The organism is Hydrogenophaga sp. (assembly GCF_030373225.1).
In the GTDB taxonomy this organism is placed as follows: domain Bacteria; phylum Pseudomonadota; class Gammaproteobacteria; order Burkholderiales; family Burkholderiaceae_C; genus Hydrogenophaga.
Map to the genome: position 1 here is coordinate 187,830 of NZ_JAUCZG010000002.1, position 26,100 is coordinate 213,929.

General features: G+C 64.3%; 24 protein-coding genes. 4 read left to right on the forward strand and 20 right to left on the reverse strand.

Annotated elements, in window-relative coordinates; all coding sequences use genetic code 11:
- Window positions 1–61: 61 nt before the first annotated feature.
- From QUV35_RS02130 to QUV35_RS02145, 4 genes are all read right to left on the reverse strand, one after another.
- Complete coding sequence (locus tag QUV35_RS02130; RefSeq protein ID WP_300870494.1) at window positions 62–691, reverse strand: hypothetical protein; 630 nt, start codon at window positions 689–691, stop codon at window positions 62–64.
- Window positions 692–781: 90 nt separating this feature from the next.
- Complete coding sequence (locus QUV35_RS02135; RefSeq protein ID WP_300870495.1) at window positions 782–1,234, reverse strand: DUF2946 family protein; 453 nt, start codon at window positions 1,232–1,234, stop codon at window positions 782–784.
- Between the two features lie 42 nt (window positions 1,235–1,276).
- Window positions 1,277–1,759, reverse strand: coding sequence for a copper chaperone PCu(A)C (locus QUV35_RS02140; protein WP_300870496.1), 483 nt, complete (start codon window positions 1,757–1,759; stop codon window positions 1,277–1,279).
- Between the two features lie 117 nt (window positions 1,760–1,876).
- Window positions 1,877–2,221: a DUF2946 domain-containing protein gene (locus QUV35_RS02145; RefSeq protein ID WP_300870497.1), complete on the reverse strand. Its 345-nt coding sequence runs from the start codon at window positions 2,219–2,221 to the stop codon at window positions 1,877–1,879.
- 611 nt (window positions 2,222–2,832) lie between these two features.
- Between QUV35_RS02145 and QUV35_RS02150 the strand changes: the two genes are divergently transcribed.
- Both QUV35_RS02150 and QUV35_RS18870 read left to right on the forward strand, forming a co-directional pair.
- Window positions 2,833–5,535: an FAD-dependent oxidoreductase gene (locus QUV35_RS02150; RefSeq protein ID WP_300870498.1), complete on the forward strand. Its 2,703-nt coding sequence runs from the start codon at window positions 2,833–2,835 to the stop codon at window positions 5,533–5,535.
- Between the two features lie 288 nt (window positions 5,536–5,823).
- Window positions 5,824–5,904, forward strand: coding sequence for a PEP-CTERM sorting domain-containing protein (locus tag QUV35_RS18870; protein ID WP_366945385.1), 81 nt, complete (start codon window positions 5,824–5,826; stop codon window positions 5,902–5,904).
- Window positions 5,905–6,134: 230 nt separating this feature from the next.
- Here the strand turns inward: QUV35_RS18870 and QUV35_RS02155 are convergent, their stop codons facing one another.
- The 14 genes from QUV35_RS02155 to QUV35_RS02220 form a co-directional block, all read right to left on the reverse strand.
- Complete coding sequence (locus QUV35_RS02155) at window positions 6,135–7,610, reverse strand: AMP-binding protein (protein ID WP_300870499.1); 1,476 nt, start codon at window positions 7,608–7,610, stop codon at window positions 6,135–6,137.
- Between the two features lie 147 nt (window positions 7,611–7,757).
- Window positions 7,758–8,546, reverse strand: coding sequence for an enoyl-CoA hydratase-related protein (locus tag QUV35_RS02160; protein ID WP_300870500.1), 789 nt, complete (start codon window positions 8,544–8,546; stop codon window positions 7,758–7,760).
- A 4-nt stretch (window positions 8,547–8,550) separates the two neighbouring features.
- A complete protein-coding gene (locus QUV35_RS02165; protein ID WP_300870501.1) occupies window positions 8,551–9,354 on the reverse strand; it encodes an ABC transporter ATP-binding protein in 804 nt (267 codons plus the stop codon).
- Between the two features lie 15 nt (window positions 9,355–9,369).
- The gene (locus QUV35_RS02170) at window positions 9,370–10,602 is read right to left on the reverse strand and encodes an ABC transporter substrate-binding protein (protein WP_300870502.1); all 1,233 of its coding nucleotides are present in this window, start codon (window positions 10,600–10,602) and stop codon (window positions 9,370–9,372) included.
- A 39-nt stretch (window positions 10,603–10,641) separates the two neighbouring features.
- Window positions 10,642–11,691, reverse strand: coding sequence for a branched-chain amino acid ABC transporter permease (locus tag QUV35_RS02175; RefSeq protein WP_300870503.1), 1,050 nt, complete (start codon window positions 11,689–11,691; stop codon window positions 10,642–10,644).
- The gene (locus QUV35_RS02180) at window positions 11,691–12,575 is read right to left on the reverse strand and encodes a branched-chain amino acid ABC transporter permease (RefSeq protein ID WP_300870504.1); all 885 of its coding nucleotides are present in this window, start codon (window positions 12,573–12,575) and stop codon (window positions 11,691–11,693) included. The genes QUV35_RS02175 and QUV35_RS02180 overlap by 1 nt, the downstream gene beginning before the upstream one ends.
- Entirely contained in the window at window positions 12,572–14,527 is a 1,956-nt protein-coding gene (locus QUV35_RS02185; RefSeq protein ID WP_300870505.1) for an AMP-binding protein, read from the reverse strand. The genes QUV35_RS02180 and QUV35_RS02185 overlap by 4 nt, the downstream gene beginning before the upstream one ends.
- The gene (locus QUV35_RS02190; protein ID WP_300870506.1) at window positions 14,524–15,309 is read right to left on the reverse strand and encodes an ABC transporter ATP-binding protein; all 786 of its coding nucleotides are present in this window, start codon (window positions 15,307–15,309) and stop codon (window positions 14,524–14,526) included. Before QUV35_RS02190 ends, QUV35_RS02185 begins: the two co-directional genes overlap by 4 nt.
- Window positions 15,302–16,360 carry a CaiB/BaiF CoA-transferase family protein gene (locus QUV35_RS02195; protein ID WP_300870507.1) on the reverse strand — a complete coding sequence of 353 codons (1,059 nt, stop codon included), beginning with the start codon at window positions 16,358–16,360 and terminating at the stop codon, window positions 15,302–15,304. The genes QUV35_RS02190 and QUV35_RS02195 overlap by 8 nt, the downstream gene beginning before the upstream one ends.
- Window positions 16,357–17,508 (reverse strand): acyl-CoA dehydrogenase family protein, encoded by a 1,152-nt coding sequence (locus QUV35_RS02200; RefSeq protein WP_300870528.1) that lies wholly within the window; start codon window positions 17,506–17,508, stop codon window positions 16,357–16,359. The genes QUV35_RS02195 and QUV35_RS02200 overlap by 4 nt, the downstream gene beginning before the upstream one ends.
- 10 nt (window positions 17,509–17,518) lie before the next feature.
- Entirely contained in the window at window positions 17,519–18,349 is an 831-nt protein-coding gene (locus QUV35_RS02205) for an SDR family NAD(P)-dependent oxidoreductase (protein WP_300870508.1), read from the reverse strand.
- Between the two features lie 18 nt (window positions 18,350–18,367).
- Window positions 18,368–18,793 carry a MaoC/PaaZ C-terminal domain-containing protein gene (locus tag QUV35_RS02210; protein WP_300870509.1) on the reverse strand — a complete coding sequence of 142 codons (426 nt, stop codon included), beginning with the start codon at window positions 18,791–18,793 and terminating at the stop codon, window positions 18,368–18,370.
- A 13-nt stretch (window positions 18,794–18,806) separates the two neighbouring features.
- Window positions 18,807–19,247 carry a MaoC family dehydratase N-terminal domain-containing protein gene (locus QUV35_RS02215; RefSeq protein WP_300870510.1) on the reverse strand — a complete coding sequence of 147 codons (441 nt, stop codon included), beginning with the start codon at window positions 19,245–19,247 and terminating at the stop codon, window positions 18,807–18,809.
- 16 nt (window positions 19,248–19,263) lie between these two features.
- Window positions 19,264–20,445 carry a lipid-transfer protein gene (locus tag QUV35_RS02220; RefSeq protein WP_300870511.1) on the reverse strand — a complete coding sequence of 394 codons (1,182 nt, stop codon included), beginning with the start codon at window positions 20,443–20,445 and terminating at the stop codon, window positions 19,264–19,266.
- A 111-nt stretch (window positions 20,446–20,556) separates the two neighbouring features.
- On the opposite strand from QUV35_RS02220, the gene QUV35_RS02225 reads away from it, so the two are divergent.
- Together QUV35_RS02225 and QUV35_RS02230 are read left to right on the forward strand one after the other, a co-directional pair.
- Entirely contained in the window at window positions 20,557–21,591 is a 1,035-nt protein-coding gene (locus QUV35_RS02225) for an AraC family transcriptional regulator (protein WP_300870512.1), read from the forward strand.
- A 489-nt stretch (window positions 21,592–22,080) separates the two neighbouring features.
- Window positions 22,081–23,946, forward strand: coding sequence for an AMP-binding protein (locus tag QUV35_RS02230; RefSeq protein ID WP_300870514.1), 1,866 nt, complete (start codon window positions 22,081–22,083; stop codon window positions 23,944–23,946).
- Between the two features lie 426 nt (window positions 23,947–24,372).
- On the opposite strand, the gene QUV35_RS02235 is transcribed toward QUV35_RS02230, so the two are convergent.
- Both QUV35_RS02235 and QUV35_RS02240 read right to left on the reverse strand, forming a co-directional pair.
- Window positions 24,373–24,849: an RES family NAD+ phosphorylase gene (locus tag QUV35_RS02235; protein WP_226463135.1), complete on the reverse strand. Its 477-nt coding sequence runs from the start codon at window positions 24,847–24,849 to the stop codon at window positions 24,373–24,375.
- Window positions 24,846–25,553 carry an antitoxin Xre/MbcA/ParS toxin-binding domain-containing protein gene (locus QUV35_RS02240; RefSeq protein ID WP_300870516.1) on the reverse strand — a complete coding sequence of 236 codons (708 nt, stop codon included), beginning with the start codon at window positions 25,551–25,553 and terminating at the stop codon, window positions 24,846–24,848. The genes QUV35_RS02235 and QUV35_RS02240 overlap by 4 nt, the downstream gene beginning before the upstream one ends.
- Window positions 25,554–26,100 lie beyond the last annotated feature (547 nt).

Below are 26,100 nucleotides of genomic sequence, written 5' to 3' on the forward strand. Positions count from 1 at the left end.
TGTTGGAGGCATATAAGGAGTTCGGGGTGAGGGCTCTGAATTCGATACGAGGGGTAATCAGCTATGACCTGCGGCGTTCAGACAGGGCAGATGCAAGGGGGGGTATGGCATGCCAACGCGCGAGCGCCGCGACAGGACCGCGCTGTCCGCCACGGGAAGGCAACAGCCTGGCGAGCGCACGGCAGACGGTTTCGGGCTTGGCATCAACCACCTCGGCGAGCTCGCGCAGGCGCGGCAAGGTGGCGCGGATGGCGTCGGCCTGGGCTGTGCTGCCCAACAGGCCGAGGTGGTTCTCGTGGCCGAGCAGGCGCAGCAGCTGGGCCGCCCGCTGGGGCACAGGCCCGCTGCGCAACGCGGTCATGTCCAGGCTGCGGCGTTGCAGCTGCATCACGGCGGCCTGCAACCAGGACTCGCGTTCTTCGACGGAGCCGGTTTCCACCGGCTCCAGCTGTGCCGGGGTCAGCGCCGAGGCGCCCAGCCGGTAGGGCTGCACACACAACGCTTCGAGACCGACGAGATCGCCCGGCAGCGCCAGCTGCACGAGCGAGCGGACATCGGCATCACCGTGGGCGGGACGGTCCAGGCGCAGCACGCCGTAAGAGACCCGCCACAAAAGACCGCGGTCGCCGGGCGACCACGCGGTGTCGGCACGGGCGAGCACCCGCACCGAAGGAACATGTTGGAAAGACAAAGACATCTCCTGCACTGACAAGGACAGATCCCGGCGGACGGGATCGGCTGGGGGCAGGCGCATCCGCAAGGGACGCCGCTGCCCGCGAGGTCAGGATAGGAGGGGTGGGCCGGTGGCCCTGGGTCGGGCGTGGGGCCAGTCGGGAAGGCGCGGGGTCAGCTGGGTGGGAGGCTGCGCGTGCGGCCCACGGGCGGAGGCATCCAGCGGCGCGATGTCCACGGGCAGGCAGCGATCGACGCCGAGGCTGCACAGGGCGCAATGGTCCAGCACCGCCGCGTGGGCAGACGGCAGCGATGGCGTCTCGACCGATTTGACGGGGTCTGCGACGCTGGCGGTTTCGGCCCCGCCCAGCGCGATCCAGCGCACCCCGCTGGGTCCGCAGATCTCGATCCAGTCCACGCCCGCCTGGCCAGGCGGCGGCGCACCGCCCGTCTGCACCCCCATGGCCCGCGACAGGGCGGGCGCCAGGGCGGCGAGCAGCATCAGCGCCAACACCCAGCGGGCGAAGGCGTGGCTGCAGCGGGACCAGGCGCAGCGGGTCATGGCGGCGGCAAGCAGGCCGGTGTCAGGTCGGAAGAAAGGCGCTCAGTGTTTGTGGCCGGCACCGTGGCCATCGGCCTTGGCCGCGGCCGGCGTGTTGAGCGCGCGGGCGGTGGCCTTGATCTCGATCGTCTGGCGCAGGCCGTCCTTGCCCTCGACCACCAGCGACACGGGCACCACATCCCCCTCTTTCACCGGCGACTTCAGGTCCATCAGCATCACGTGGTAACCGCCGGGCTTGAGCTCCACCGTCTTGCCAGCGGGCAAGGCGAGTGCGGGCACGGCGCGCATCTTCATCACGTCTTTTTCCATCGCCATTTCGTGGATCTCGACCACGCCGGCCACCGGCGAGGTGGCTTGCACCACGCGGCTGTCGGCCTTGGCGGTGAGCTGCATGAAGGCGCCGGTGGCTTTCTGTTGCGCCACGGTGGCACGCACCCAGGCGTCCTTGACTTCGACGTTGGCGGGCGCTTGGGCCCAGGCGCTGGCGGTGAGCGACAGCAAGGTGGCGATGATGAGTTTTTTCATGGGAGCTCCAGGGGGGTTGGGGAAAGGCAAAGGCTCGGGTCGGCGCGAAGCGCACGCAGCAAGACCAGGGAACGGCGCGACAGACCCGCACGGGCCGAAGCCTCGGATCCGGAAAGCTCAGGCGAGCGGCGGGGCGCGCGATTGCGCCGTCGACCACACCGCCACGGGCACGATCGACGCGAACAGGGTGTCGGGCAGGGCGCCCGGCGCGTGGGTCACCAGCGCCGTGGAGGCGTGGTTCGGCGGCACATCGGCACTGCCCTGCAGCAGGCACCAGGCGCAGGCAGACGAGTCTGCCGCCATCGGGGAAGGCTCGGGGATGGAAGCATCGACCGCGACGTCGACCCGCACCCACACCACCCCGCTCGTGCTGCACACCTCCATCCAGCCCGGGCCGTCCGAGCTGGCGACGACGGCCTGCGCCAGCGTGGGCATGAGCGCACCCCACAGCACTGCCAACATGGCCAGCCAAGCGGTGATTCGATGGAACGGTCGGCTCGATAACATTTACATGAAGTTTATCAGCGGGGTGTGATCCGTTGATTGGATCTCGAGCTTCTATGGATGAATCGCAGGTTTCCAAGCCATAGAGGTGAGCGCTGCGTAGGAGCTCTGAAAGCAGATTGAAACCTGCGTATGTATGAAGAGGACCCCTACACAACTGCAAGGAAAAGGCTCGTACCTGGATTCCTCATTTCTCGTATTTGAGCGACCGCTGTAGGAAGCGCACCCGTCGTAAAGTTCGGCTTGCTCCAACGACAGGAATTTGACCTCTCAACTACTGACCACTTGATGGCTGTGCGTCCGCAACCAGCCTCGAACCGACGTTGTCACGATGACCGACTGGGGTGCAGCGATTGCTGCCGGCGAAGAGATCACCATGACCTCACGCTCTGCTCACTGAAGCCGTGATCCGAGATGTGAGGGGCTCGCAAGCCCGATGACCGGTTTCAGGTGCACAGCTGTCCTTGGAGCATGCAGCTGCCGAACTTCACCTTGAGCGACCGCTGCCCCCCAATGCGAATAGTTGCTTTCGGCCCGTTGCAGTCAGTCAGCCTGCCAACGTCCAGCATATGTCTGCAACCGCTGATGGCCTTGTGGGCGACCACCTCATGGGTTTGATCATGCTCATGATGGGCCAGCCGTCGGCCTGCAACAAGGACAATCAGGAAGACAAACAGCCGCTGTTCGACACAGCAGACACCTTGAAGGACCCACTGCGCATCTCCGTGGAGATGGAGGGCGGTCAGCCCAACCCAGCCACGGGCGTGAAAGAGGGTGGCATCACGGTGAACGCCGGGCGCCCGCACAGGTGCGCGCACAGATCGCCCGCCGCCGCCAGCGGCTGGGCCGATTGCCTACACTGGCGGGCGATGACACCACACACACCCCCCATCGTTTTCAAGCCGCAAGGCTTGCTCGAATCCCTGCTGGCCGGGCTGCAGCGCATCGCCCTGCAAATGCTCATCAAGCCGGTGTTCTCGCCGCGCTTTTCCATCCGCTTCCAGCGCCGATGGCTGCAGGCCCTGGCGCGTCTGACCTTGCCGGTTCCGCGCTCGGTGAGCATCTCGCCGGGGACGGTGGGTGGCGTGTCAGGGGAGTGGGTGCGCAGTCGCAAGGTCGGCACGGCGGGCGCGTCGGCCGGCGCCCTGCTGTATCTGCACGGAGGCGCCTACTGCATCGGCTCGCCCGTCACGCACCGCGCCCTCACGGCTCGACTGGCGCTGGCCAGCGGTCTGCCGGTGTTCGTGCTGGACTACCGGCTCGCACCCGAGCACCCTTATCCGGCCGCAATCGATGACGCGCTGGCCGCCTTCGCAGCGCTTGCGGCCGACGGTCCGGTCACCATCGGTGGTGATTCGGCTGGGGGCGGCCTGGCGCTGGCCGCTGCACTGGCCCTGCGCGATGCGGGGGGCGCAACGCCAGCCTCTCTGTTGCTGCTGTCACCGCTGGCCGATGCCGTGATGCCCGATCCTCTGCCCACGCCACCCCCTGGCGAAGCCATGCTCAGCGTGCCGTGGGCGCTGGCGTGCACGGGCTTTTACCGGGGCACACACGCTGTCACCGAGCCGGGCATTTCACCCATTCGCGGCGATCTGCGCGGCCTGCCGCCCACCCTCATACAGGCCGGCACCGACGAGTTGCTGCACGATCAGGCGCTCGCACTGCACGAGGCCCTGCAATCCGCAGGGGTGACATCACGCTGCGAGATCACACAGGGACGCTGGCATGTCTTCCAGTTGCACGGTGGTGTGCTCAAGAGCGCCGATGAAGCCATCACGCGGCTGGTCTCCTTCATGCACGCGCACCTGCCTCGCGCGCGTGAGGGCATGCCCGAGCACGAGGTGGTGATCCTGGGTGCAGGCATGTCGGGTCTTTGCATGGCCATCCAGCTGCAGCAGGCTGGCATCCACAACGTTGTGCTGCTGGAAAAACAGGCCGGGCTGGGAGGCACCTGGTGGGACAACACCTACCCTGGCGCACACGTGGACGTTCCGGCACCGGCCTATTCGTTTTCTTTCGCGCCCAACCCGCGCTGGACCCGGCGTTTCGCCTCTGCACCCGAGATCCAGGCCTACATGCGCGAGCTGGCCGAGCGCCATGGCATCACCGCCCGCATCCGCTTCAACACCCAGCTCAGCGAAGCGAGCTTTGACGAGGCCACGGGCCAGTGGACCTTGACCACCAGCAACGCACAGAGCATGCGCTCGCGCTTCTTCGTGTGCAGCGCGGGCCCGCTGAGTCAGCCACGGTGGCCCGAGATTCCCGGACTCGACGAATTTCAGGGCCGCCGACTGCACTCGGCCCGCTGGGACGCCACCTGCCCACTGAAAGGCCAGCGTGTGGCGGTGATCGGCACCGGTTCCACGGCATCACAAATCGTGCCTCCCGTTGCGGCACAAGCAGCGCATCTGCAGGTTTTCCAGCGCACCGCCAACTGGGTTCTCCCCCGCATGGACCGACCCTACACCGCAGTCGATCGCTGGCTCGCCCAGTCCGGTCTGTACAACCGGATGGTGCGCTGGAGCTGGGTCCAGGTGCTGGAATGGGGCCGCCGGGGTTTCGATGAAGGCACGCTGGCCCGCAAGGGCATGCTCAAGACGGCGGCCGTACACCGGCTGAAGCAGGTCCCCGACGAAGACTTGCGCACACGCCTCACGCCGACGTATCCGCTCGGCTGCAAACGCATCATCTATTCAAACGACTTCTACCGTGCGCTCAGCCAACCCCATGTGGAGCTGGTCACGCAGGGCATCGAACGCATCACACCCCACGGCGTACAAACCTCCGACGGCCGCGAGCGCCCGGTCGACGTCCTGATCTGCGCCACGGGTTTTGACGTGGCACACATGCTGTCATCGATCAAGGTCACGGGCCTGCACGGCCAGACGCTGAGCGCCCGCTGGCAGGCCGGTCCCGAGGCTTACCACGGCATCACGGTGGCGGGCTTTCCCAACTTCTTCCTCATGCTCGGGCCCAACACCGCCACGGGCCACACGTCCACCTTGCTCTACATCGAACCCGGCGTGCAGCACGCCATCGCCTGCATGAAGGCGGTGCGCCGGGGTGGCCAGCGCTGGATCGACGTGCGGCCTGACGTGATGACCACACACAACCAGCGGCTGCAGGCCCGCCTGGGCGGCTCGGTGTGGAGCCAGTGCCGCAGTTGGTACCGGCTGGAGAGCGGTCGCGTGATCGCGCTGTTTCCAGGCTTCACGCGGGAGTACGTCAACGCCGTGAAAACAGTCGATCTGAACGATTACACGCTGGGTTGACGGCAGTGGCCTGTCGGTCCTGGTGTCGGATGTGCAAAGCACCTTGGGCGTCACTTCAAACCTCGGTCCTGCACCGGCCGACAACGTCAGCGTCAACGGCCCGGGTTGGAATGTCGAAAGCCTGGATGTTCATGGCGACCAGACCGGTGCACTGCGGTTCACCTTCACCAACGTGACCCGGTCCATGCGTTCCGGCACCGACGTGAACTCGGCTGCCTTCGTGGCCTCGGGCACCACGGCGGGTCACGAGCGGCGGGCAACCACTTCGGCGCCATCCAGGGCAAGGTGGTGCCCGAGCCGGCCACCTGGGCGTTGATGCTGGCCGGCGGCGTGGCCGTGGCGCGCATGGTGCGACGTCGCCGGTCCTGACGGCCCACGATTCCGAGACAACTTGAGGAGATGTTCAGCGACTGTGTTGCATCGACCGGTTGAATCCGCCAGCGGTTGCGGTCAGTCGTCTCGGTCAGTCGACTTCACGCGAACAGGCTCAAATCAGTCTTTGGCCAGTGGCGATGGGCGCCAGAACGCTTCCCTGTTCCGCCCATCTCGCAGTCGCTGCTTGAGTCCCAGCCCATCAGGCCAAAACCATCAAAACAACCCTATGCACGACGGACGGTTCGCTCCAAAGGGGGATCCATGATTTCCAGGATCTTTGGTCGCTTGTACCTTGCCAGTCGACGCTCCACGAAGCCAATCAGATCCTCGGTCGTGGCCTTTGCACCAGGCTTGAGCGCGCATCTGGCGTGAATGGCTTCACCCCATTTTTCGTCGGGCTGACCAAATACGAAGGCTTCAGCAACAGCTGGATGTTCCATTAGCACCTGCTCCACTTCGGCGGGGTACACGTTCTCACCGCCCGTTTTGATCAACTGTTTGTGAGGTGCACGGCCTGCATACCAGAGCCAGCCGTCTGCATCCAGGCGACCAAGGTCTCCGGTGCGGTGCCAGGGGTCGGACGGTTTGAAGGGGCGTTGCTCTTTCAGGTCCCAGTAGCCCAGGAAAACCGTGGGTCCGGACACGGCGATTTCGCCTTCTGCGCCGACAGGCACTGGCTTGCCGGCTGCGTCCTGAATGCGCACCTGCGAAGGCGCCACCGCCTGGCCTGCGGCGCCGGGTCGATCAGATTGCCTCCCCAGACAGACCATGCTGGAGACTTCGGCCTGTCCATAGGCGGACCAAAACGCGACCAAGGGACTCAGGGCACACAGGCGTTCGACTGCGGCCGGCGGTTCCATGCCCATCGCGATGCGCAGGCTGGCCAGCGAAGCGCCGCTGGCATGTGCCGCGTCAAGCATCCCGGTGAGCATGGGCGCGAAGGTGGCGCAGACTGTCACGTGATGCTGCTCCACGGCTGCAACTGCAGCTGCGGGGTCGAAGCGAGGCAGCATCACGCATGCGCCGCCGACACTGAGTAAAACCAGAGAAAGGCCGATGCCGGCCGCGTGGAAAAGAGGCAGCACGCCGAGCCAGCGGTCTTCTTCGGTCAGTCCCCAGGTTTGTGCGATCTGTTGCGCCGACGCAGTGAGTTGCGACTGCGCGAGCACCGCACCGCGCGCGTGGCCTTCAACGGCGGCCGTGTACAACATCAGCGCGCCAGAGCCGGCGTCATCGCACCGAGGCACCGACGCGGCTGGCGCGGTTCCTGCGCAGGTGATCGAGGGCCACGCCGCTGGCTCCAGCACCACGAGGCTCACGCCTGGCATGCCACCCGGCCATGCGCTGCGCCACAGCGGTTCGCAGGCTGCGTCCACGACGGCCACCGTGGGTGTTGCATCGCGGGCCTGTTGAGCCAGTTCCGCTTCCGACAGGCGCAGGTTGAGAGGCACCAGCATCGCACCAAGCCACGCCGCGGCACCGAGCAGCACCAAAACTTCGGTACGGTTCCCGGCGACCACGAGGACTCTGTCTCCCTGCTGCACGCCCAGAGCCGAGAGGGCTGCAGCCTGACGCTGCATGGCCACATAGAGCGCCTCATGGGAGTGGACATTGCCATCGACGATCACCGCAGCGCCGGTCGGATGTGCCTCGGCGTTGTGGGCGAAAAGGTCGATCAATGTGGAGAAGGTTGGCGTCATGGCTTGCTCGTCAGAAATGAAGTGTTTGTGAGACCAGCAGCCGAAAGACCGCTCCTCTGGAGACGGGCTGCGCAAGCTGAAGACCCGCCCCAAAAAAACGATGCAGCTTGGATGTCATTGAGTGTCCAGAGCGATGGCGGGGCGCAATCAGTGACCGCCAAAAAGCGGCTTGCGCTTTGCCACAAAGGCTGCAATGCCCTCGCGTGCGTCAGCGGTTTTCGCGCATGCCTTGAGCAGTTGCTGCTCAAGGGAGAGGTAGGCCTGAAGCGACCGTGTTGAGCGTTCGAGCGAAAGTTGCTTCATCGCCGTCAGCGAGGCCGGTGCACAAGCAGCCAGTCGCTGCACCAGGGCCTGCGCGATGGCATTCAGCTGGGCTGTGGGGTGCACCTGATCCACCGCGCCAGCAGCCAGACACTGCGTGCTGTCCATCGGGTCGCTCAGCATCAGCCATTGTTGTGCACGCACGGTGCCAATGCGCCGTGCAAGGAAGTATGAGGCGCCCACATCGGGGGACAGGCCGAGGGCCGCATACCCTGTGTGCAGCTTCATGGTGTCGCTGGCGAGCACAAAGTCCCCGCAAAGCGCCAAGCCCACCCCTGCGCCGCCCACCGGGCCGCCCACCACCGTGACGATGGGGCAAGTGGCCAGCGCGAGCTTGAGGTAGCTGGGCAGCAAATGGTTCAGGATGTCGTCGATCAGTTGGTCAAGCGAATCGCCCGCCTGCTCGAACTCCCGGATGTCGCCACCGGCGCAGAAAATGGAACCCCGCGCTTCGATGACGACAACGCGGGGTTGCATCATCAACACCTCGTCAATGGCCCGCGCGAGAGCTCCGGCCGTCGCAAGGCCCAGGGCGTTGTGGTGCGCGGGTCGGTTGAGCACGATCCGGCCAATGACCGGATCGGCGTGCCACTCCATGCCGTCCAACTCGGTCATGACTTCACCCCAGCCAGCGCTTGCGGCGGCGGTAGTGTTTGACCTCGCGGTAGTTGCGGCGCTCACCCCCGGCCTGTCGCCCCAGGTAGAACTCCTGGATGTCTTCGTTGGCCCGCAGCTCGGCGGCAGTACCTTCCAGCACCACGCGGCCGTTTTCCAGGATGTAGCCGTGATCCGCAATGTCCAGCCCGGCCTGGGCATGCTGCTCCACGATCAGCAAGGACACCCCTTCTGCCCGCAGCTTGCCGAGCAGTTCGAAGATCTCGCTCACCATCATGGGCGCGAGGCCCAATGACGGTTCGTCGATCATCAGCAGCTTGGGTCGCGCCATCATGGCGCGCCCAATCAGGAGCAATTGCTGTTCGCCCCCGGAGAGGTATCCGGCGGTGCGCGTGCGCAACTCTGCCAGGCGCGGAATCAACCCATAGACGCGCTCCAGACCTTGCTGTACCTCAGACAGGCGTGCGAGCCGGTGGCCGCCCACGATCAGGTTCTGTTCGGCTGTCATGTGGCGCAGCACCTTGCGGCCTTCGACCACGTGCACCACGCCATCGGCCACCATCTGCTCGGTGGACGTGCCAGTGATGTCCCTGCCCAGCAAGCGCACGCTGCCCGAAGACACGCGGCCTTCCTCCACGTCCAGCATGCCGGAGATGGTCTTCAGGGTGGTGCTCTTGCCTGCTCCATTGGGGCCGAGCAGCACAGTGCACCCTCCCGAGGCCACCGCCAGCGTGATGCCTTTGAGCGAAAGGATCACGTCGGCGTAGAGCACCTCGACGTTGTTGAGAACGATCAGCGGTTCAGACACGGAGGGCCCTCACTTTCACCATTTGGCGAGCTTGGGCACTGGCACGCCCTTGGCCACCGTGGTCAGCTTGCCGCCCACCACCTGGCCGATGTTGACGCGCGGATCTTTGGTCGGGAACGGCGCTTCGACGGAGAAGTCGATGTCGCCGCCGGTCATCCCGAGAAAATCCTTGGCTGAAAAGTTGGTCTCGATCAGCGTGTTGTAGATCAGCTCGCCCGTGAGCTTGTCACCGCCGTGTTTCTTCGCTGCGGCTTCCACCGCACGGACCATCACGATCGACTGGTTCATGCCGATGGTGGTGAGCGAGTGCCACGGTGCCTTCATGCCGTACTTGGCCACGAGCATGTCGTAGAACTTCTTGGCGTCGGTGTCTTCCTCGGTTGCGATCACCCCGGAATGCACTTCGTAGTCCCCCTCCATGGCCGCCATGCTGCCCAGAAGCCTTTGCAGCATCGCGGGCGAGTTGTGAATGCTCAGAGCGATCGGCACATTTTTCCCCAGGGCCTGCATCGCGCGCTTGACCGCCACTGCCTGCTGGATATTGGTGGGCACCAGGATCAGTTCAGCGCCTGCGTTGAGCACGCGGCGCAGTTGCAGCGTCAGGTCAGCCGGCTGCGGCTCGACATAGACCATCTCAACCAGACTCATCATCGCGGGGTTGGCCTTGGCGTAGGCTATGACGCCTTTGCCCACGTCCGCGAAGGTGGGTGACGCCTCCGTGGTGAACATCGCGACTTTCACCGGGCGCGTGCCGCCAACCTTGTTTTTCTGAAACCACTCGACGAAGCCGCCGATCTCATGGACAAAGGTGGGCCGGGTGGACATCACCCACTGGTTGGGTCGCCAGCCAAAGCCGTTGGTCGCTGATGCAAGGACCATGGGCACCTTGTCGGTGGGCAGGCGCTGTTGCAGCGCGGACGTGTCGGGACCGCCCAGCGCCAGTCCGACCAGGGGCTTGGTGGCCAGCACGCCAGGCCACAGGCTGGCGGTCTGCGCCGTGTCGTAGCGCGTGTCGTAGGCCTTGATCTCAAGCTTCACACCCAGTCCAGCGCCGACTTCCGCGTTCCACCAGGCGACCACGCTCTCGCGGCCCGGGCCGACCATCGGCATGATGGCCGCGAAGGGCCCGGAAAAGTCGGCCATCGCAGGCACCTGGTACACGGTTTGCGCGTTGGCGGGCGCAACGAAGGATGAGGCCATGCCGGCCACGATGGCGGCGCGGGCTGCCCATGTTTTCAAGTTTTTCATGATGTCTCCTGGGTTGAAAAAATCTGCCGCCCCCGGCGGTCAGTACGGGAAAGGCCAAAGGCGGTACGCCTTTTTGGTGATCTGGACGCGGTACATCACGCCCTTCGGTTCGAAGAGCAGGAAAAGGATGATCACGGTGCCCAGCAGCACATTCATCGCGGCGAAGACGAAGTCTTGCCCCAGGGCCGGCACCCATTCCACAAATCGGGGCCCAAGGCTGGTGACACCCTCGCGGGCGAGCTGGATCATGGCGGTGCCGACCAGTGCGCCCGTGATGGAGCCGAGGCCGCCGACGATCATCATGGCGATCATCCAGATGGCGTTGAACAGCGTGAACTGCTCCACCGACACGTGCCGCAGAGCCACCACCCAGAGCCCCCCGGCCACACCGGCGTAGAAGGCGCTGACGAGAAACGCGCGCGCCTTGGTGGCGGCCACGGGAATGCCCATCATGCCGGCGGCAACGTCGTCATCGCGCACGGCTTCGAAGCTGCGGCCGTGACGCGAACGCACGATGCCGAAGGCCCCCGCCACCATCACGATCAGCACCACCAGCGAAAACCAGTAGATGGCGCGATCGTTGCCGAGCGACAGACCGAATGCCGAGACCGACTCCACGTGCAGACCGCCCGCCCCGCCCAGCCATGAGCCCGGCAGGTTGAGCACCAGGAAATGGAAAATGGCCTGGGCAGCAATGGTGGTCAGTGCGAGGTAAAAGCCCTTGATGCGCGAGGCCGTGAGACCAAACATCACGCCAAAAACCGCCGCACCCGCGCCGCCCATGAGCAGCGCCGCCACGGCGTTCCAGCCAGCCAGCAGGGCCAATCCTGCGCCATAGGCGCCCACACCCATGAAGGCGGATTGCCCCAGGTTGATCTGCCCTGCGTAACCGGTGCAGATCTGCAGTCCCACCACCGCCACAGCGGTGATGAAGGTGGTGTAGCCAATGCTGATCCAGCGGTCCGAAGCCCACCATGGCAGTGTTGCGAGCACCAGCACCAAGGCCAGCAGGCAGATCCATTGGGCGCGGGTGCGCACCAGGGAGCGGTCACCCGCGTAGTTCGTGAAGAAAGTACCGGACGGATCCATCACACACGCTCCACATGGCGCCAGCCAAACAGGCCGGTGGGTCGCACCAGCAGAATGAACAACATGAACACGAAGGGCACGATGGACGAGGCCGAACCGCCGATGGCAGGATCGACATACGCAGCCACCAGTGCCTGCACGATGCCAACGATGGCGCCTGCGATGATCAGACCGCCAATGGATTCAAGGCCCGCGAGCAACGCCACCGGCAGGGCGGCGAGCGCCACGTCAGCGGTGCCCACGGTGAGCGAACGGCCACTGAGCAGCACGATGGCTCCAGCCGTCGCGATCACCGAGCCCATCATCCAGGCCAGGGTGACGGCGCGCTTGACCGAGATGCCCAGCGAGATGGCGGTGGTGGGCTCTTCTGCCACGGCGGTGAGCGTGAGCCCGGCGCGGGTGCGATTGAAGAACCAGGACAGCCCCAGCGTGGCGAACAGCGTGAGCACCGCGCCGAACAGCAGCGACGAGGGGAAGATCATGTCGCCCACAATCAGCGGCGCCGGTGGCAGAAGCGTCGGGAACGAGCGGTCCGCCGGGCCCCACACCACCAGCACGGCCCCGCGAATCAGGATCACCAGACCGATCGTGACCATCACCATCGAGAACACCGACTCGCCGACCAGCCGCTCGAAGAAGAGCCGCTCGATCAGCCAGCCGTAGGCGATGGCGCAGATGAAGGCCAGCGGAATGGCCAGCCAGGGCGAGAGGTTCGCGCCCAGGGTCAGTGTCCAGACCGTGTACGCACCCAGCATCATGAGCTCGCCCTGGGCAAAGTTGAACACCTTGCTGGCACGGTAAATAACCATGAATCCGAGCGCCAGCAGGGCGTAGATCTGCCCCTGAAGGAAGCCGTTCAGCACGTAGTTGAAAAAGTCGATCATGGGTTTTTGTCTCCGTTGGACATACCTGAGGACACATGCCCGGTTGTGACGTCGGCCCGGAGCACGCCGGATCGGCCATCCTGGTAGCGCACCGGAATTTCGATCGACGTGCTGGGCTGGTCTGCGTACATCGCCTCGATGAGCACGCCGTAGCGCTGCTCGATGAAATCGCGCTTGAGCTTGCGGGTGCGGGTCAGTTCGCCTTCGTCCGCGTCCAGCTCTTTGGGCAAGTTCACAAAGTGCGAGAGCCGCGCGGGTTGCGGCAAGACCTGGTTGACGCGCTCGATTTCCTTCGCCACCTGAGCAAGCACCTCGGGGCGTTGCGACAAATCGGTGAAAGTGGTGTACGACACGCCATTGCGTTCAGCCCAGCGTCCAAACACATCGCCGTCGATGTTCACCAGAGCGGTGACCCGCTCCCGGGTCGGATCGCCCACCACCATCACCTCGCGGATGTAGGGTGAAAAACGCAGGCGCACCTCAATGAACTGCTTGGAAAACAGGTGACCACTCTGCAGCCGGGTCATGTGCTCCAGGCGGTCGTAGTAGATCAGTTCGGTCTTGCTGGGCCCCTGTCCGACCGCATCGCCGGTCAGCAGCCATCCCTCGCTCATCTTCTCCGCACTTTTCTCCGGCTTTCCCCAGTAACCGGCAAAGCCTGCACCGCCGCGCACTTCCAGACCACCGCCCTCGCTCAGACGCCATTCCATCGGCTCGCCCCAGGCGCTGTGCAGCGTGACCGGCTCGCCAATCGTTTCGGCGTTGACACGCTCACCCTGGTGCACGGTGATCAGGCCGAACTCGCTGCAGCCATACACGTTGCGCAGCATCACACCCATGGATGCAAACAGCCGAAAGATGTCGGGCGCCACAGCAGCGCCACCCGTGAAAGCGATCCGGGCGCCCTTGAGACCGAGCTGATCGCGCAAGGGCTTCAGCACCAGCAGGTCTGCCAGGGGCAGCAGCGCACGCACCCACCACGCACGTGTGCGCATGTCGAGCTGATCTGCACGCGCCAGTCGACCGATGCGAATGCCCCAGTCGACCACTTTCTGTCGCCACGGGGCCGCATCCAGCATGCGCGCATGCACACGTGCGGCCAGGCTCTCCCACTGGCGCGGTCCGAAGAACACCATCTCACAGGCCAGCTCACGAATCGCTTCCTGAATCTGGTCTGGCCGCTCGGCGAAGCTCACGCGCATGGGCGCCATGAGCCCGAGGGTGACACCCACCCATTGTTCGGTGGCCCACGACAGCGGGATGTACGACAGGTACTCGCAACCCGCGGGCACCTGCACCGTCCTGCCGATCAGGTCGGCGTTGTGCAACAAGGAGGCGTGCGTGGTGATCACGCCCTTCGGCGCGCCGGTGGTGCCCGATGTGTAGGACAGCACGGCGATGTCGCCGCTTTGCCCTTTGGCGACCGCCTCCTCGAACCACGTCCTGTCGGCTGGCGTCGCGGTTCCCCTGAAGGCTTCCCAGCCCAGCAAGCCCTCGTTCTCATACGACCAGAGGCCCCCTGGTTCCCACCACACGACGGTGTGCAGACCGCGGTGTCGCTCCATCACGGGCAGCACTTTGTCGACCTGCTCCTGGTCCTCCGCGAACACACAGACGGCCTGCGCATCCGCCACCACGTAATCCAGCTCAGCTTCTGCCGCGTCCGGATACAGAGCCACGACTTTGGCGCCGACCGCCATCGCAGCCCACTCCGCCCAATAGAGTTGCGGCCGGTTTTCACTCAGCAGCACCACGGTGTCGCCACGCTGCACGCCGCGTGCGCGCAAGCCCAGCGTCAGTGCGCACACCTCGTCGCGCACATCGGCCCAGGTGAATTCTTTCCACACGCCGTCAAGCTTGTGCCGCTGCGCCACTTCCGCCGAACGGGTGGTCGCGTTGTGCAGCAGCCACTGGGGCAGTGTCTGTGGTGGCTTGGTTGTGTGGGCGCTCATGCCTTTCCTCCCAGATAGGCCGAGATCACGTGCTCGTCTTGCTGCACGGCGGCGGGCGAAGCGTCGGCGATCTTGCGACCGAAATTCAGCACAATCACGCGGTCGGCGATGTCCATCACCACACCCATGTCATGCTCGACCAGCACCACCGGAATTTGCCGCGATTCGCGGATGTCCAGAATGAAACGGGCAAGGTCTTCCTTCTCTTCCCCGTTCATCCCGGCCATGGGTTCGTCCAGCAGCAGCATGCGCGGTTCCATGGCCAGCGCACGACCGAGATCGACCCGCTTGCGCATGCCGTAACCCAGCGTGCCCACCTTCTGGTGACGCAGGTGTTCCAGCTCGAGGAATCCGAGGATCTCTTCGGCAATGGCCCGCTGCGCAATCTCTTCGCGGTGTGCAAAGGGGTAGTAAAAGAAGGCGGTGGTCAGGGTGCTCTTCATGTGCATGTAGCGCCCCACCAGAATGTTGTCGAGCACACTCATGTGCGGCAACAAGTGGGTGCCCTGAAAAGTTCTCACCAGCCCCGTCTGGGCCACACGGTGCACGGGCAGGTGGCCGATATCCGCGCCATCAAATCGCACGCTGCCCTGGCTCGGTCGATAGAACCCGGACAGCACATTCAGCAGCGAACTTTTGCCGGCGCCGTTGGGGCCGATGAGCGCCACCAGTTCCTGCTGTCCGATGTCCACCGAGATGTCGGCCAGTGCGGTGACGCCGCCGAACTTCAGGGTGAGGCCACGTGCTTCCAGCATGGCCGGTTGGCGCGTCGCTTCAGTCATGGGTGTTGGCTCCGGGCAGTTGATGAAAACGCGGAGCGGCCACACTGCACAGGTTGCCTGAGGGCGTGCGCTGGAAGGTGCCCCGAGCCGTGTTGTGTGGGTGCTGCGCCGCTTCCTCCACGCTCAGAACAGGTGCGAAGCAGACATCGGTACCCTCCAGCAGCGCCTCCCAATGGGCACGCGGCTGGCTGGCGAAAAGCGCCACCAGGCGCGCCTTCAGCGCAGGCCAGGTGCGGTGGTCAAACTGCTGTTTCAGTTCAACATCAGTCAAGCCCAGTTTGTCGATCAGCAGCGCGTAGAACTGCGGCTCCAGCGCGCCCAGCGTGATGTGACCACCGTCCGCGCAGCGGTACACGTCGTAGAAGGGCGAGTCGTGAAACGGACTCGGCTGCGGACCGTCTAACTGACCGCTGCTGCGAATCCAATGCGCAATGCCGCCGAGCATGGCCACGACGTCAACAATGGCGGCGTCCACGACACAGCCTTGGCCGCTGCCGCGCGCCTGAAGAATCGCGCACACCATGCCAAACGCCAAGCCCAGCGCTCCGCTGGCGTCGCCCACCACGGTCGGCGGCACGATGGGACGCTCGCCCCGGTGCGCCGATAGCGAGAGCAGCCCGGAGAGCGCGACGTAATTCAGATCGTGCCCAGCGACCTGCGCCAGCGGGCCGCTCTGGCCCCAGCCGGTCATGCGGCCATAAACGATGCGCGGGTTGGCCCTGGCGCACTCCGCCGGCCCCAGACCCAGTCGCTCCATCACGCCGGGGCGATTGCCCTCAATCAGCGCGTCGGCATGCGCCACCAAGGCCAGCGCCTGCTCACGGGCCGCGCCTTGCTTCAAGTCCAGAATCACCACGGCTTTGCCCAACCGCATGGGGTTCTCGCCAGTGCCACCCAGCTGCGCCGTCACGGCGCCTTGCTGCGGGCGCGCAATCACCGTGACCTCGGCACCCATGTCGGCCAGCATGCGCGCAGCCAACGGACCCGGACCAATGCCCTCGAACTCGACAATGCGCACACCGGCCAGTGGTGAAGACAGCGCTGTGCTCATGCGCCGAGCCTCCGGGCGATCAGATCTTTCATGATCTCGGTGGTGCCGCCATAGATGCGTTGAATGCGAGCGTCTGCATAGAGCCTCGCGATCGGGTACTCGGCCATGTAACCGTAGCCTCCGAAGAGCTGCAGGCATTCGTCGGTCACCTTGCCTTGCTGCTCGGTGCACCACCACTTCGCCATGTAGGCGGCTTCGTCGTCGAGCGTGCCGTCCAGCAGGCGCTGGATGCAGTCGTTGACAAAGCTGCGCACCACGTGGGCCAGCGTGGCGCATTCGGCGAGCTTGAAGCGGGTGTTCTGGAAGTCGAACACGCTCTGGCCAAAAGCCTTTCGGCCCTGGGTGTACTCGACCGTGAGGGCGACCGCCAGTTCGATCACCGCAGCCGCGGGGACGGCCAGCATCAAACGCTCAAAAGGCAACTGGCTCATCAACTGGCGAAAGCCCTGCCCTTCCTGCTCGCCCAGCAGGCGGTCTGCGCTCACGCGCACGCCGTCAAAAAACAGCTCGGCGGTGTCCGATGCATGCTGTCCCAGCTTCTCCAGGCGTCGACCGACGCGAAAACCCGGGAGGTCTTCGGTTTCCAGCACCAGCAACGACACACCGCTGCCGCCAGGCCCGCCGGTGCGCACGGCCACCACCAGCAGGTTGGCGGTGTAGCCGTTGGTGATGAAGGTTTTGGCGCCGTCGATCACATAGTGTTCGCCGTCTTTGCCGGCCTTGGTGCGCAGCGCTTTCAAGTCGGAGCCACAACCGGGCTCGGTCAGCGCAATTCCCGCCAGCAGTTCGCCGCTGGCCAGCCTGGGCAGCCAGCGCTGCTTCTGCTCTTCGGTGCCGTAATCGACGATGTAATGTGCGGCTATGGTGTGCACCGCCGAGTTGGCGGGCACCTCGGCGCGTGCCAGTTCGTCTTGCACCACCAACTGGTAAGCCAGGTTGGCCCCGGCACCGCCGTAGGCTTCGGCCAACTCAGGCATCAGAAAACCGAGTTCACCAAAGGCGCGCCAGACCTCGCGCGGAATAAAGCCCTGGCGGCGCCAGCCGTCCAGGTGCGGCACCATCTCACGCTCGATGTAACGGCGCGCCTGTACGCGGAAAGCCTCGATCTCTTCGTCCATCCAGGCGTGGCGGTAAAGCTGGGGCAGCATGCTCATGGCGTCAGATCCCCGTCAAGCCGCCGCTGCACATCAGCGTCTGACCGCTCACGTAGTCGGACTCGGGAATGCACAGCAGATAGACCGCACCAGCCGCTTCGTCGGGCGAGCCACCGCGGCCCAGCGGGATCATGCGCTCCATGGCCGCCATCAGGTCGGGGTTCACCCCCACCTTGATCTCGCGACCGTCGATGTTCTCGGTCGCATCGCTGTCAGCACTCACCGTCAGACGGGTCTTGATGAAGCCATAAGCCACGCAGTTGACCGTCACGTTCATGCGGCCCCACTCCTTGGCCAGCGTCTGCGTCATGCCGACAATGCCGGCCTTGGCGGTGGAATAGTTGGTCTGGCCGGCGTTGCCAAACAATCCCGCCACCGACGAGATGTTGACCACCTTGCGAACCACCGTTTGGCCCGCTTCTTTTTCCTGTTTGGCGAGCGCACGCATCACCGGTTGCGCGGCACGCAGGATGCGAAACGGCGCGGTGAGGTGCACGTCCATCATGGCGTACCACTGCTCGTCGGTCATCTTCTGCACCACGTTGTCCCAGGTGTAGCCGGCGTTGTTGACGATGATGTCCAGGCCTTTGAATTCGCTCACGGCGGTGCCAATGAAGCGCTCGGCAAAGTCGGGCGCGGTGACACTTCCCACGCAGGCAACCGCCTGGCCACCCGTTGCGCGGATCGCAGCGACCACCTCCTGGGCCGGCGCCTCGTCCAGGTCATTCACGACCACACGGGCGCCTTCGGCGGCGAGCTTGAGGGCGATGGAGCGACCGATACCGCGGCCCGACCCGGTGATCAGGGCGACTTTGCCTTCGAGTTTCTTGCTCATGTTTTTCCTTGAATGGGTTTAAGGCAGGGCCACCAGGGCTTCGCCAACGATCTTGGTTTGTCCAAACTGGTTGGCGCTGGCCAGTTCGATGCGAACGCAGTGCTCACCGTTGTGTTCGAGCTTCTCCGTGACGCGGCCTGTGCAGCGCATGGCGTTGCCCAGGTGCGTGATGCCCTGGAAGCGCGCGTCAAACCGGCGCAACCGGCTTTGAGGCGCCCAGGCGGTGACCACGCGGCCCAACCAGGCCATGCCCAGCATGCCTTGGGCAAACACATCGGGCATGCCGGCGCGGCGCGCCACGTCGGTGTCGATGTGCATGGGGTTGTGGTCGCCGGAGGCCCCGGCAAACAGGGCCAGTGTGGTGCGGTCCACCGCGGGCAGCTGCAACGCGGGCAGCGTGTCGCCGACCTGAATCCGAGCGAACGTAGGCGTTTGTTGTGTCATGGGGGTCATCGTTTCAGTTGCGGACGACGAGCACGGTGCGCATCTCGGCGACCGTTTCGTTCTTCTGGTTGGTGGCGCGCGAGGTCTTGACCACGAACTCGAGTGCGCCGTTTTTCTTGTCGTAGATGTCGCTGATTTCAGATTGCACCGTGATGGTGTCGCCGGCACAGGCGCCCTGGTGGAAGGTGAAACTCTGTTCACCGTGCAGCAGCCTGGCGATGGGCACCGCCAGCAGGTTGAGCAGCTCGTCGGTGGCACCCGAATCGAGTTCGGCGCCGAACAGGAACGTGGGCGGTGCTGGCAGGTCGGCGTAACCCGCTGCTTGTGCGGCTTGCACGTCGATGTATTCGGGTGCGGTCTCCCCAATCGCTTTGGCAAAGAAGCGCAGGCGGCTCCGGTCCAGTGCCATCTCCGAGGAAGGCAGCACGTGGCCGATCCATTTTTTGTCGATCATGCAGGTGTCTCCAGCTTCAGGCTTTTTCGTACAGGGTGACGACGCAGGCGCCGCCCAGACCCAGGTTGTGCTGCAGCGCAAGACGTGCGCCGTCCACCTGGCGCTGCTCGGCAGTGCCGCGCAATTGGTGCGTGAGTTCAAAGCACTGCGCCAGACCGGTGGCGCCCAGCGGGTGGCCTTTGCTGAGCAGGCCGCCCGAAGGGTTGGTCACGACCTTGCCCCCGTATGTGTTGTCGCCGTCGTCCACGAACTTTTCAGCACCGCCAATCGGACACAGGCCCAGTGCTTCGTAGCTCAGCAGTTCGTTCTGTGCGAAGCAGTCGTGCAGTTCGACCACATCGATGTCCTGCGGACCCACACCCGCGGCTTCGTACACCTGTTGCGCTGCGGCCCTGGCCATGCTGAAGCCCACCACTTCGCGCATGTCATGCGCTTCAAAGGTGATCGGGCGGTCGGTGGTCATGGCCTGCGCGCGGATACGCACGCGCTGGTCCAGGCCGTGCTTCTTCGCGAATTCGGCCGAACAGACGATGGCGGCTGCAGCACCGCAAGTGGGTGGGCAAGCCATCAGTCGGGTCAACACGCCGGGCCACAGCATCTTGGCTTCCATCACTTCTTGCTCGGTCACCACGGTGCGGAACACCGCCAGTGGGTTGTTGGAGGCGTGGCGGCTGGCCTTGGCGCGAATCTTGGCGAAGGTGTTGAGCGGTGTGCCGAATTCGTCCATATGGGCTTTGCCAGCGCCGGCGAAGTAACGCAGGGCAAGCGGCAGGTCGGCTTGCACCAACGCGTCGGTGGCCGCATCAAAGCGCTCAAACGGGCTGGGGCGGTCGTTGAAAACCGCACCCAAGGCGCCCGGGTTCATGTGCTCAAAACCCATCGCAAGCGCGCAATCCACCGCACCACTGGTCACCGCCTGGCGCGCCAGAAACAATGCAGTCGAACCGGTAGAGCAGTTGTTGTTGACGTTCACCACCGGGATGCCGGACATGCCCACTTCGTACAGCGCGCGCTGACCGGCCGTGGAGTCGCCATAGACATAGCCCACATAGGCCTGCTGCACCAACTCGTAGCCGATGCCGGCATCTGTCAGCGCTGCGCGGGTGGCTTCCGACCCCATTTGGGGGTAAGGCTCATTGGCCCCGGGCTTGGTGAACGGGATCATTCCGACCCCGACCACATGCACATCTCGTGTCATAAAAATCCTCGTGTTTACCGACGGTCAACGCCCCGAAAAATCGGGCCTGCAAGATGGGATGGATGCTAGGCTTGGACCCTTGGCTCTGCGATAGGCGAAAATTGGACAACGATGGCAAAAGACCTCAAAACTCGAAAATCTAGGGTAAACACCGGGACGTCGATTGCACCTGTTTTTGTGATGGGATTGCTCTCGGGCCTGGAGAACAAAGGGATCGACATCGATGGCCATCTACGCCAGATTGGGGTGGACCCGGTGGCGTTGCGCACACCCGGCCACACGGGTGTGACGCCCATGCAATACGCGGCGCTTTTCTATGCACTCATGAACGATTCAAAGGACGAATGCCTGGGACTTTTTTCCCGTCCATTCAAGCCGGGCAGCTTCGCCTTGACGGCGCGTGAAGGACTGTCGGCATCCGACCTGCGAGACGCCATCAAGCGGATGACATCGGCACTGAACGTTTTGCAGGACGACATCACGTTCTCGCTTCAAGTCCAGGGCGATGAAGCCGGCATGCACATGCAAGCCACGGTCCCTTCAGGGCACATCGCCCCGTTTGCCGAGGAAACCATGGTGCGCGTGATGTGGCGCCTGGCGGCCTGGCTGATCAACGTTCCCCTGCCTGTGCTGCATTTCAGCTTCACGTACCCCAAGCCGCTCCAACCAGAGCTCTACGACCTGGTCTTCCCTGCGACAAGACTCTATGAACAAGCCGCGTTCGGTTTTTGGTTCAAAAGCTCAGAACTGAAGACGCCCGTGAGCCGCGACGAGCCAGCACTGCGCTCCTTTCTCACCGATGCCTACACCCAAGTTCTCTCACCACCCAGAAACTTTGGCACAGTGAGCCAGCGGGTGCGCAACTGCCTTATGCGCAGTTACCCGCAGTGGCCATCCCTTGAAGAAGTGGCGTCCAGGATCCGCACCACTCCGTCCAGTCTTCAGCGCCACCTGGCGGCAGAGCATACGTCGCTGCAATGGCTGAAGGATGACCTGCGGCGCGATCTCGCCATTTCGCGGCTATCGTCGTCACGGGTGTCGCTTGTGCAGCTGGCCAGCGAATTGGGATTTAGCGACAGCCCAACTTTTCAGCGTGCGTTCAAACGCTGGACGGGTCAAACCTGTGGGACCTATCGGGCACGGTAGTGGCGAGGAAAAGCACGTTCCACTCTCTCCACCGTGGGCTTGGTGCCATCAGTAGAGCGGTCGCTTGCATGGTCGATCACTGCACGACGGCGAACGACCTTCACCAACGAGACTCAGCGAAGGCGTTACTTCAGCCGCCCCTGGGCGGCTGATTCGTTTCAGGTACGACCGCTTTCTCATGACCTGGCCTGACGCTCTCGACCCGCAGCAGAAGTTCGCCCACGAAACGGCAATGCCTGTCTGGCGGGAGGGGGCGATGACTCGAAAACCCCGCCGTACTCAATCTCGTGGCCACCAGTGTGATCATTGAACTCCATAAAAATGGATCAGGAGGCCACCCTCGGGCCACACAAGTGATGACATCACCCGACGTTCAGGGATGCCGTGCACCGATCCGAGGCCCCTTGATGGGCACGAACCAAGGGTATTCCGTCGGGAGTCCTGGATCAATCCTGCCACCATGGCACACCAACCCAACAGGAGCGTGCCATGGCAACCTTCAACGAATTTCCCATCCGCACACTCGACGAGTTAAGGCAGTTCGAAGCCGCCATGACGCTGGAACAGCGTTTGCCCGAGCGCAGTGTGCTCGACGTTTTCATTGGCTCCGCCGCGCGTCAGCCCGAGCGCACCGCCGTGACCATGATCATGACTGGCGCCCCGGACGAACAGCCCCGCCGCGTCAACTACGCCCAGTTGCTGGGCATGGTGCGGCGCTCGGCCAACCTGTTTCACAGCCTGGGCGGACCCCGCCCGGGCGTGGCCTACATGCTGCCCAGCCTGATCGAGACGCACGCCACGCTGTGGGGCGCCGAGACGGCTGGCTATGCAGTACCGATCAATTTCCTGCTGCAGATCGAGCACATCGCCGCATTGCTTGAAGCGTCTGACTCGCGCATTCTGGTGGCCCTGGGGCCACACCCGGTGCTGGACATCTGGCAAAAGGCCTTGGCTTTGCGGGAGCGTTTGCCCGGTCTCACGCTGATCCGCGTGGCGCCGCCCGGCACACCGGCTGTTGAGGGCGTGATCGACTTTCACACCGCGCTGGCGGCGCAACCGGAAGACCATCTGGTCTTCGGCGAACCCGGCAAAGACGACGACGTGGCGGCCTACTTTCACACCGGCGGCACCACCGGCACACCCAAGCTGGTTGCCCATACGCACCGTGGACAACTCACCGCCGCGTTTGGCGGTGCGGCCATGGGCAACTACCGGTCCGATGATGTTTTCACCGGCACCTTCCCGCTCTTCCACGTCGCCGGCACGATCGCCTGTGGGTTGGGCGTGTTCCTGGCGGGCATGGAGCTGCTGGTGATGTCACCGGGTGGTCTGCGTACGCCCGCGATGGTGCAAGGGTTCTGGCGCCTGGTGGCGCAGTACAAGGCCACGCTGGTGGGGGGTGTGCCCACCTCGATGGGCGCCGTACTGGAGGTTCCGCTGGATGGCGCCGACATCAGCTCGGTGCGTGCCGGCGTCACCGGCGCAGCCCTGTTGCCGCCAGCGGTGGGCAACCGTTTCCGTCAGGTGACGGGTTGCAACCTGTACGAGGTCTACGGCATGACCGAGGCATCAGGCCTGATCGCTTACGACCCGTTTGCCGGCGCGAGCCAGGCGGGATCGGTGGGCTGGGCGCTGCCCTACACGCGCGTGGAGGTTCGCCGATTCGGCACCGACGGGCAACTGGGTGAGGTTTGCAACACGGGGGAGGTCGGCGTGGTCAGTGTGAGCGGGCCCCACGTGTCGCCGGGCTACCGCAACCCGTCGCACGACGCCGGCATCTTCGACAACGGCGTTCTCAACACCGGTGACCTGGGCTACACCGACGAACAGGGGCGCCTTTACATGGCCGGGCGCTCCAAAGACCTGATCATCCGCAGCGGCCACAACATCGACCCGGTGATGATCGAGAACGCCATGGCGGAGCACGCCGCCGTGGCGCTGGCCGCTGCGGTGGGCATGCCCGACGGCTATGCGGGCGAATTGCCGGTGTGCTTTCTGACCTTGCGCCCTGGTGCGCTTGTGAGTGATGCCGAGTTGCACGCCCACGCACAGCAACACATCGGCGAGCGCCCCGCCTGGCCCAAGCACTTCTACATTGTCGACGCCATCCCTGTGACATCGGTAGGCAAGATTTTCAAACCCGAGCTGCGCTGCGATGCCGCCGCGAGACTGGTCAGCACCGTACTGAGTGAAGAGCATCAGTTGCCGGATGCGCTTGTGGAGGTCAGCGCCGGCGGGACCAGGGGATTGATCGTCAACGTGACCTTGCCTGCCACCGCAGCCAGCGCCATGCCGACGATCACGCAAGCGCTGGCCAGCTACCTGTTCGAGGCACGCATCGCGATCGCCAGTTGACAAGGCTGAACTGACTGGAAACACCTTCTGAAGCAGGCATTGGCAGGCCACCCAGCAAGGTCGGCATCTGGCCGGCAGTGTGAGCACAAGGGCTTGCCAGCAAGCTGACTTCCAATGCTCCAGCCATTGCCGACCAAGGTCGGCTCCCGAAGAGGGCCGCGAACTGGCGCTGCCGGCCATAAGCTGCCATCGCCGAGCGACTGCTGCGGAGTTAGCCTATTCCGTCAATGCCGGCACATATCCGGCGGGATCGGCACGCAGACTGCTTAGGGGAAATGCCGCCCATCATGCGGTCGCCAATGGCGTGCCATGCCCTCGTGGCATTTGAGCGGAGAAGTCAAACAGCTGCCTGCTTATGGCGGAAACCCTGCCGGAGCGGCGCGGGCAGCCGGGGGTCGGCCTTAGGTCTACCTATGCGGTGAGCGTCTAAGCTGCGCGGAACAGGCGGTTGTACTCGAACAGGCGTACGATTCGTGCCTTGAGGCCAGCGGCGTCAGGATGACCCGTGTTGATGATCACAGCCGGCTCCTCGGGCACGATGACCGAGGGAACAACGAGAAGTGCTGCCGTACCTCCCCTTATCCAGTCGGAGCCCGGCTTCACGCTACCGCGTCCTGAGGGAATGGCCGACCAGGTGATGTCGAGCTTGCTTGTGTCCAGAATGTCTCTGGCAGACCATGTTGTGTCCGGTACCGTGATCTCGACTAGATAGCGATTCAGTGGAAGTCCGCCATCGTCGATGTGCGCAGCTGTCTCCAGCACCGCAATCGCGATCGTCGGTGCGGTGTACAGGACGGGTTGTCCAATATCGTTCCAGCGACCCGGACTCTTCGCCGCGCCAGCGCCACTTAGGTCGCCGGCGCCATAAGTCCTGGTGTCGGCAGCGATTCGCCAGAGGATCACTGGTAAGCCCCGCTCTCGACGGCACCTAGGACTCTGGTGACCATGTCGAGTCCGGTCGGCGTGCCGATGAGATCAGCTGGCTTCCGGCCGCCTAACGCGGGCTGGGGGCGCTCGATCCAGTGGCCTAGCCACTTGGCAACATCAAAGCCCTTTGCTTCCGCGGCCGTCGAGTTCTCGACGATGCCCTTGGCGATGGCCAGTAGCCGTGCGAGGCCGAGGGCCGCTTGGCCTCCGGCACCTGCAATCAGTGCCTTCGCCGCAACCTTCTTCTCTGCCGTCGCCTTGGGGATGCCGACGATGTCGAAGATGCGCACAGCTGGGACATCCATGTACTTGGACAAGTCTTTCAGAAAGATGCTGTCAATCCCGTGCCGCTCGACCTCGACGATCTCCATCGGGGTCGCTTTGGCGACGCGGGTCACAAATGCGTCGACGCCCTTGGAGTGAACGTAAGTGATCGACCTGCCCTTGCCGGGCGCCATGTTCACCTTGACTCGCTTGACGACCGACTCTTCCAAAGTCTTCGAGTGCCCGGCGCCCTGCTGATAAACCATGACATCGGCCTCCCCAGCCCGCCCCGACTTCCTTGCGACTGCGGCGGCAGTTGCTGGCTGCACTGCACGGCGCATGGCCGATGCCTTTGCGGGGGCGGTCTTCTCGCTTAAGTTTGTCATTTTAGCCTCGTCCAAGTTGATGCTCATCATAGCCTCGATTTGCACAACTTGCCAGCAAGGGTGGGCTTATGGCGACCGTGGAGGCCGGCAGGATCGCCCCGCCTGGTGTTGAGGGATGTCGCCCCGCAGCGAGCCGGGTCGACTGCGTCGACAAAACGGGGGCGTTGGGGGCGCCGGGGCGATTACTGCGGCGGATCTGACCCTGGGAGATCCCGGTGGGTCCGGGTGTCGCGCTGCGCGTCGAGTCACCGGGGTACCGGCGTCTTGCCCCTGACGGACTTCCACCCTGACTATGCGAACGCCCCACGATTGCGAAGACATCCTTGAGCTCGGCTGACAATTTCTGTCGCACCGCTGTATCTGTCCGCCCCCCTGGGCCAACTCTGAGTCGGCGCCAACACATTTGTACCGTAGCTCGGCCCCAGCGACTGCTTCGAGGTAACCAGATCGGGCCTGTGGAGGCCGCCTTTGGGTCGGAAGCTGCCGGCCGCGCGACAACAGTGAAGGCCTCAGTTCAGTCTGAGTACTAAACCGCTCTCGCGGTAGTCTCCGAGCCGAGATGGTTGGTTGACGGCGA

What these genes read in the sequence shown, in the direction of transcription:
- QUV35_RS02215 (WP_300870510.1), bottom strand. Translation starts at nt 19,247, where the DNA reads ATGATCGACAAAAAATGGATCGGCCACGTGCTGCCTTCCTCGGAGATG.
- QUV35_RS02155 (WP_300870499.1), bottom strand. Translation starts at nt 7,610, where the DNA reads ATGACGCCAACCTTCTCCACATTGATCGACCTTTTCGCCCACAACGCC.
- QUV35_RS02220 (WP_300870511.1), bottom strand. Translation starts at nt 20,445, where the DNA reads ATGACACGAGATGTGCATGTGGTCGGGGTCGGAATGATCCCGTTCACC.
- QUV35_RS02170 (WP_300870502.1), bottom strand. Translation starts at nt 10,602, where the DNA reads ATGAAAAACTTGAAAACATGGGCAGCCCGCGCCGCCATCGTGGCCGGC.
- QUV35_RS02160 (WP_300870500.1), bottom strand. Translation starts at nt 8,546, where the DNA reads ATGACCGAGTTGGACGGCATGGAGTGGCACGCCGATCCGGTCATTGGC.
- QUV35_RS02185 (WP_300870505.1), bottom strand. Translation starts at nt 14,527, where the DNA reads ATGAGCGCCCACACAACCAAGCCACCACAGACACTGCCCCAGTGGCTG.
- QUV35_RS02150 (WP_300870498.1), top strand. Translation starts at nt 2,833, where the DNA reads ATGTCTGCAACCGCTGATGGCCTTGTGGGCGACCACCTCATGGGTTTG.
- QUV35_RS02225 (WP_300870512.1), top strand. Translation starts at nt 20,557, where the DNA reads ATGGCAAAAGACCTCAAAACTCGAAAATCTAGGGTAAACACCGGGACG.
- QUV35_RS02135 (WP_300870495.1), bottom strand. Translation starts at nt 1,234, where the DNA reads ATGACCCGCTGCGCCTGGTCCCGCTGCAGCCACGCCTTCGCCCGCTGG.
- QUV35_RS02200 (WP_300870528.1), bottom strand. Translation starts at nt 17,508, where the DNA reads ATGCTGCCCCAGCTTTACCGCCACGCCTGGATGGACGAAGAGATCGAG.
- QUV35_RS02230 (WP_300870514.1), top strand. Translation starts at nt 22,081, where the DNA reads ATGGCAACCTTCAACGAATTTCCCATCCGCACACTCGACGAGTTAAGG.
- QUV35_RS02205 (WP_300870508.1), bottom strand. Translation starts at nt 18,349, where the DNA reads ATGAGCAAGAAACTCGAAGGCAAAGTCGCCCTGATCACCGGGTCGGGC.
- QUV35_RS02195 (WP_300870507.1), bottom strand. Translation starts at nt 16,360, where the DNA reads ATGAGCACAGCGCTGTCTTCACCACTGGCCGGTGTGCGCATTGTCGAG.
- QUV35_RS02175 (WP_300870503.1), bottom strand. Translation starts at nt 11,691, where the DNA reads ATGGATCCGTCCGGTACTTTCTTCACGAACTACGCGGGTGACCGCTCC.
- QUV35_RS02140 (WP_300870496.1), bottom strand. Translation starts at nt 1,759, where the DNA reads ATGAAAAAACTCATCATCGCCACCTTGCTGTCGCTCACCGCCAGCGCC.
- QUV35_RS02210 (WP_300870509.1), bottom strand. Translation starts at nt 18,793, where the DNA reads ATGACACAACAAACGCCTACGTTCGCTCGGATTCAGGTCGGCGACACG.
- QUV35_RS02190 (WP_300870506.1), bottom strand. Translation starts at nt 15,309, where the DNA reads ATGACTGAAGCGACGCGCCAACCGGCCATGCTGGAAGCACGTGGCCTC.
- QUV35_RS02240 (WP_300870516.1), bottom strand. Translation starts at nt 25,553, where the DNA reads ATGATGAGCATCAACTTGGACGAGGCTAAAATGACAAACTTAAGCGAG.
- QUV35_RS02145 (WP_300870497.1), bottom strand. Translation starts at nt 2,221, where the DNA reads ATGTTGGCAGTGCTGTGGGGTGCGCTCATGCCCACGCTGGCGCAGGCC.
- QUV35_RS02180 (WP_300870504.1), bottom strand. Translation starts at nt 12,575, where the DNA reads ATGATCGACTTTTTCAACTACGTGCTGAACGGCTTCCTTCAGGGGCAG.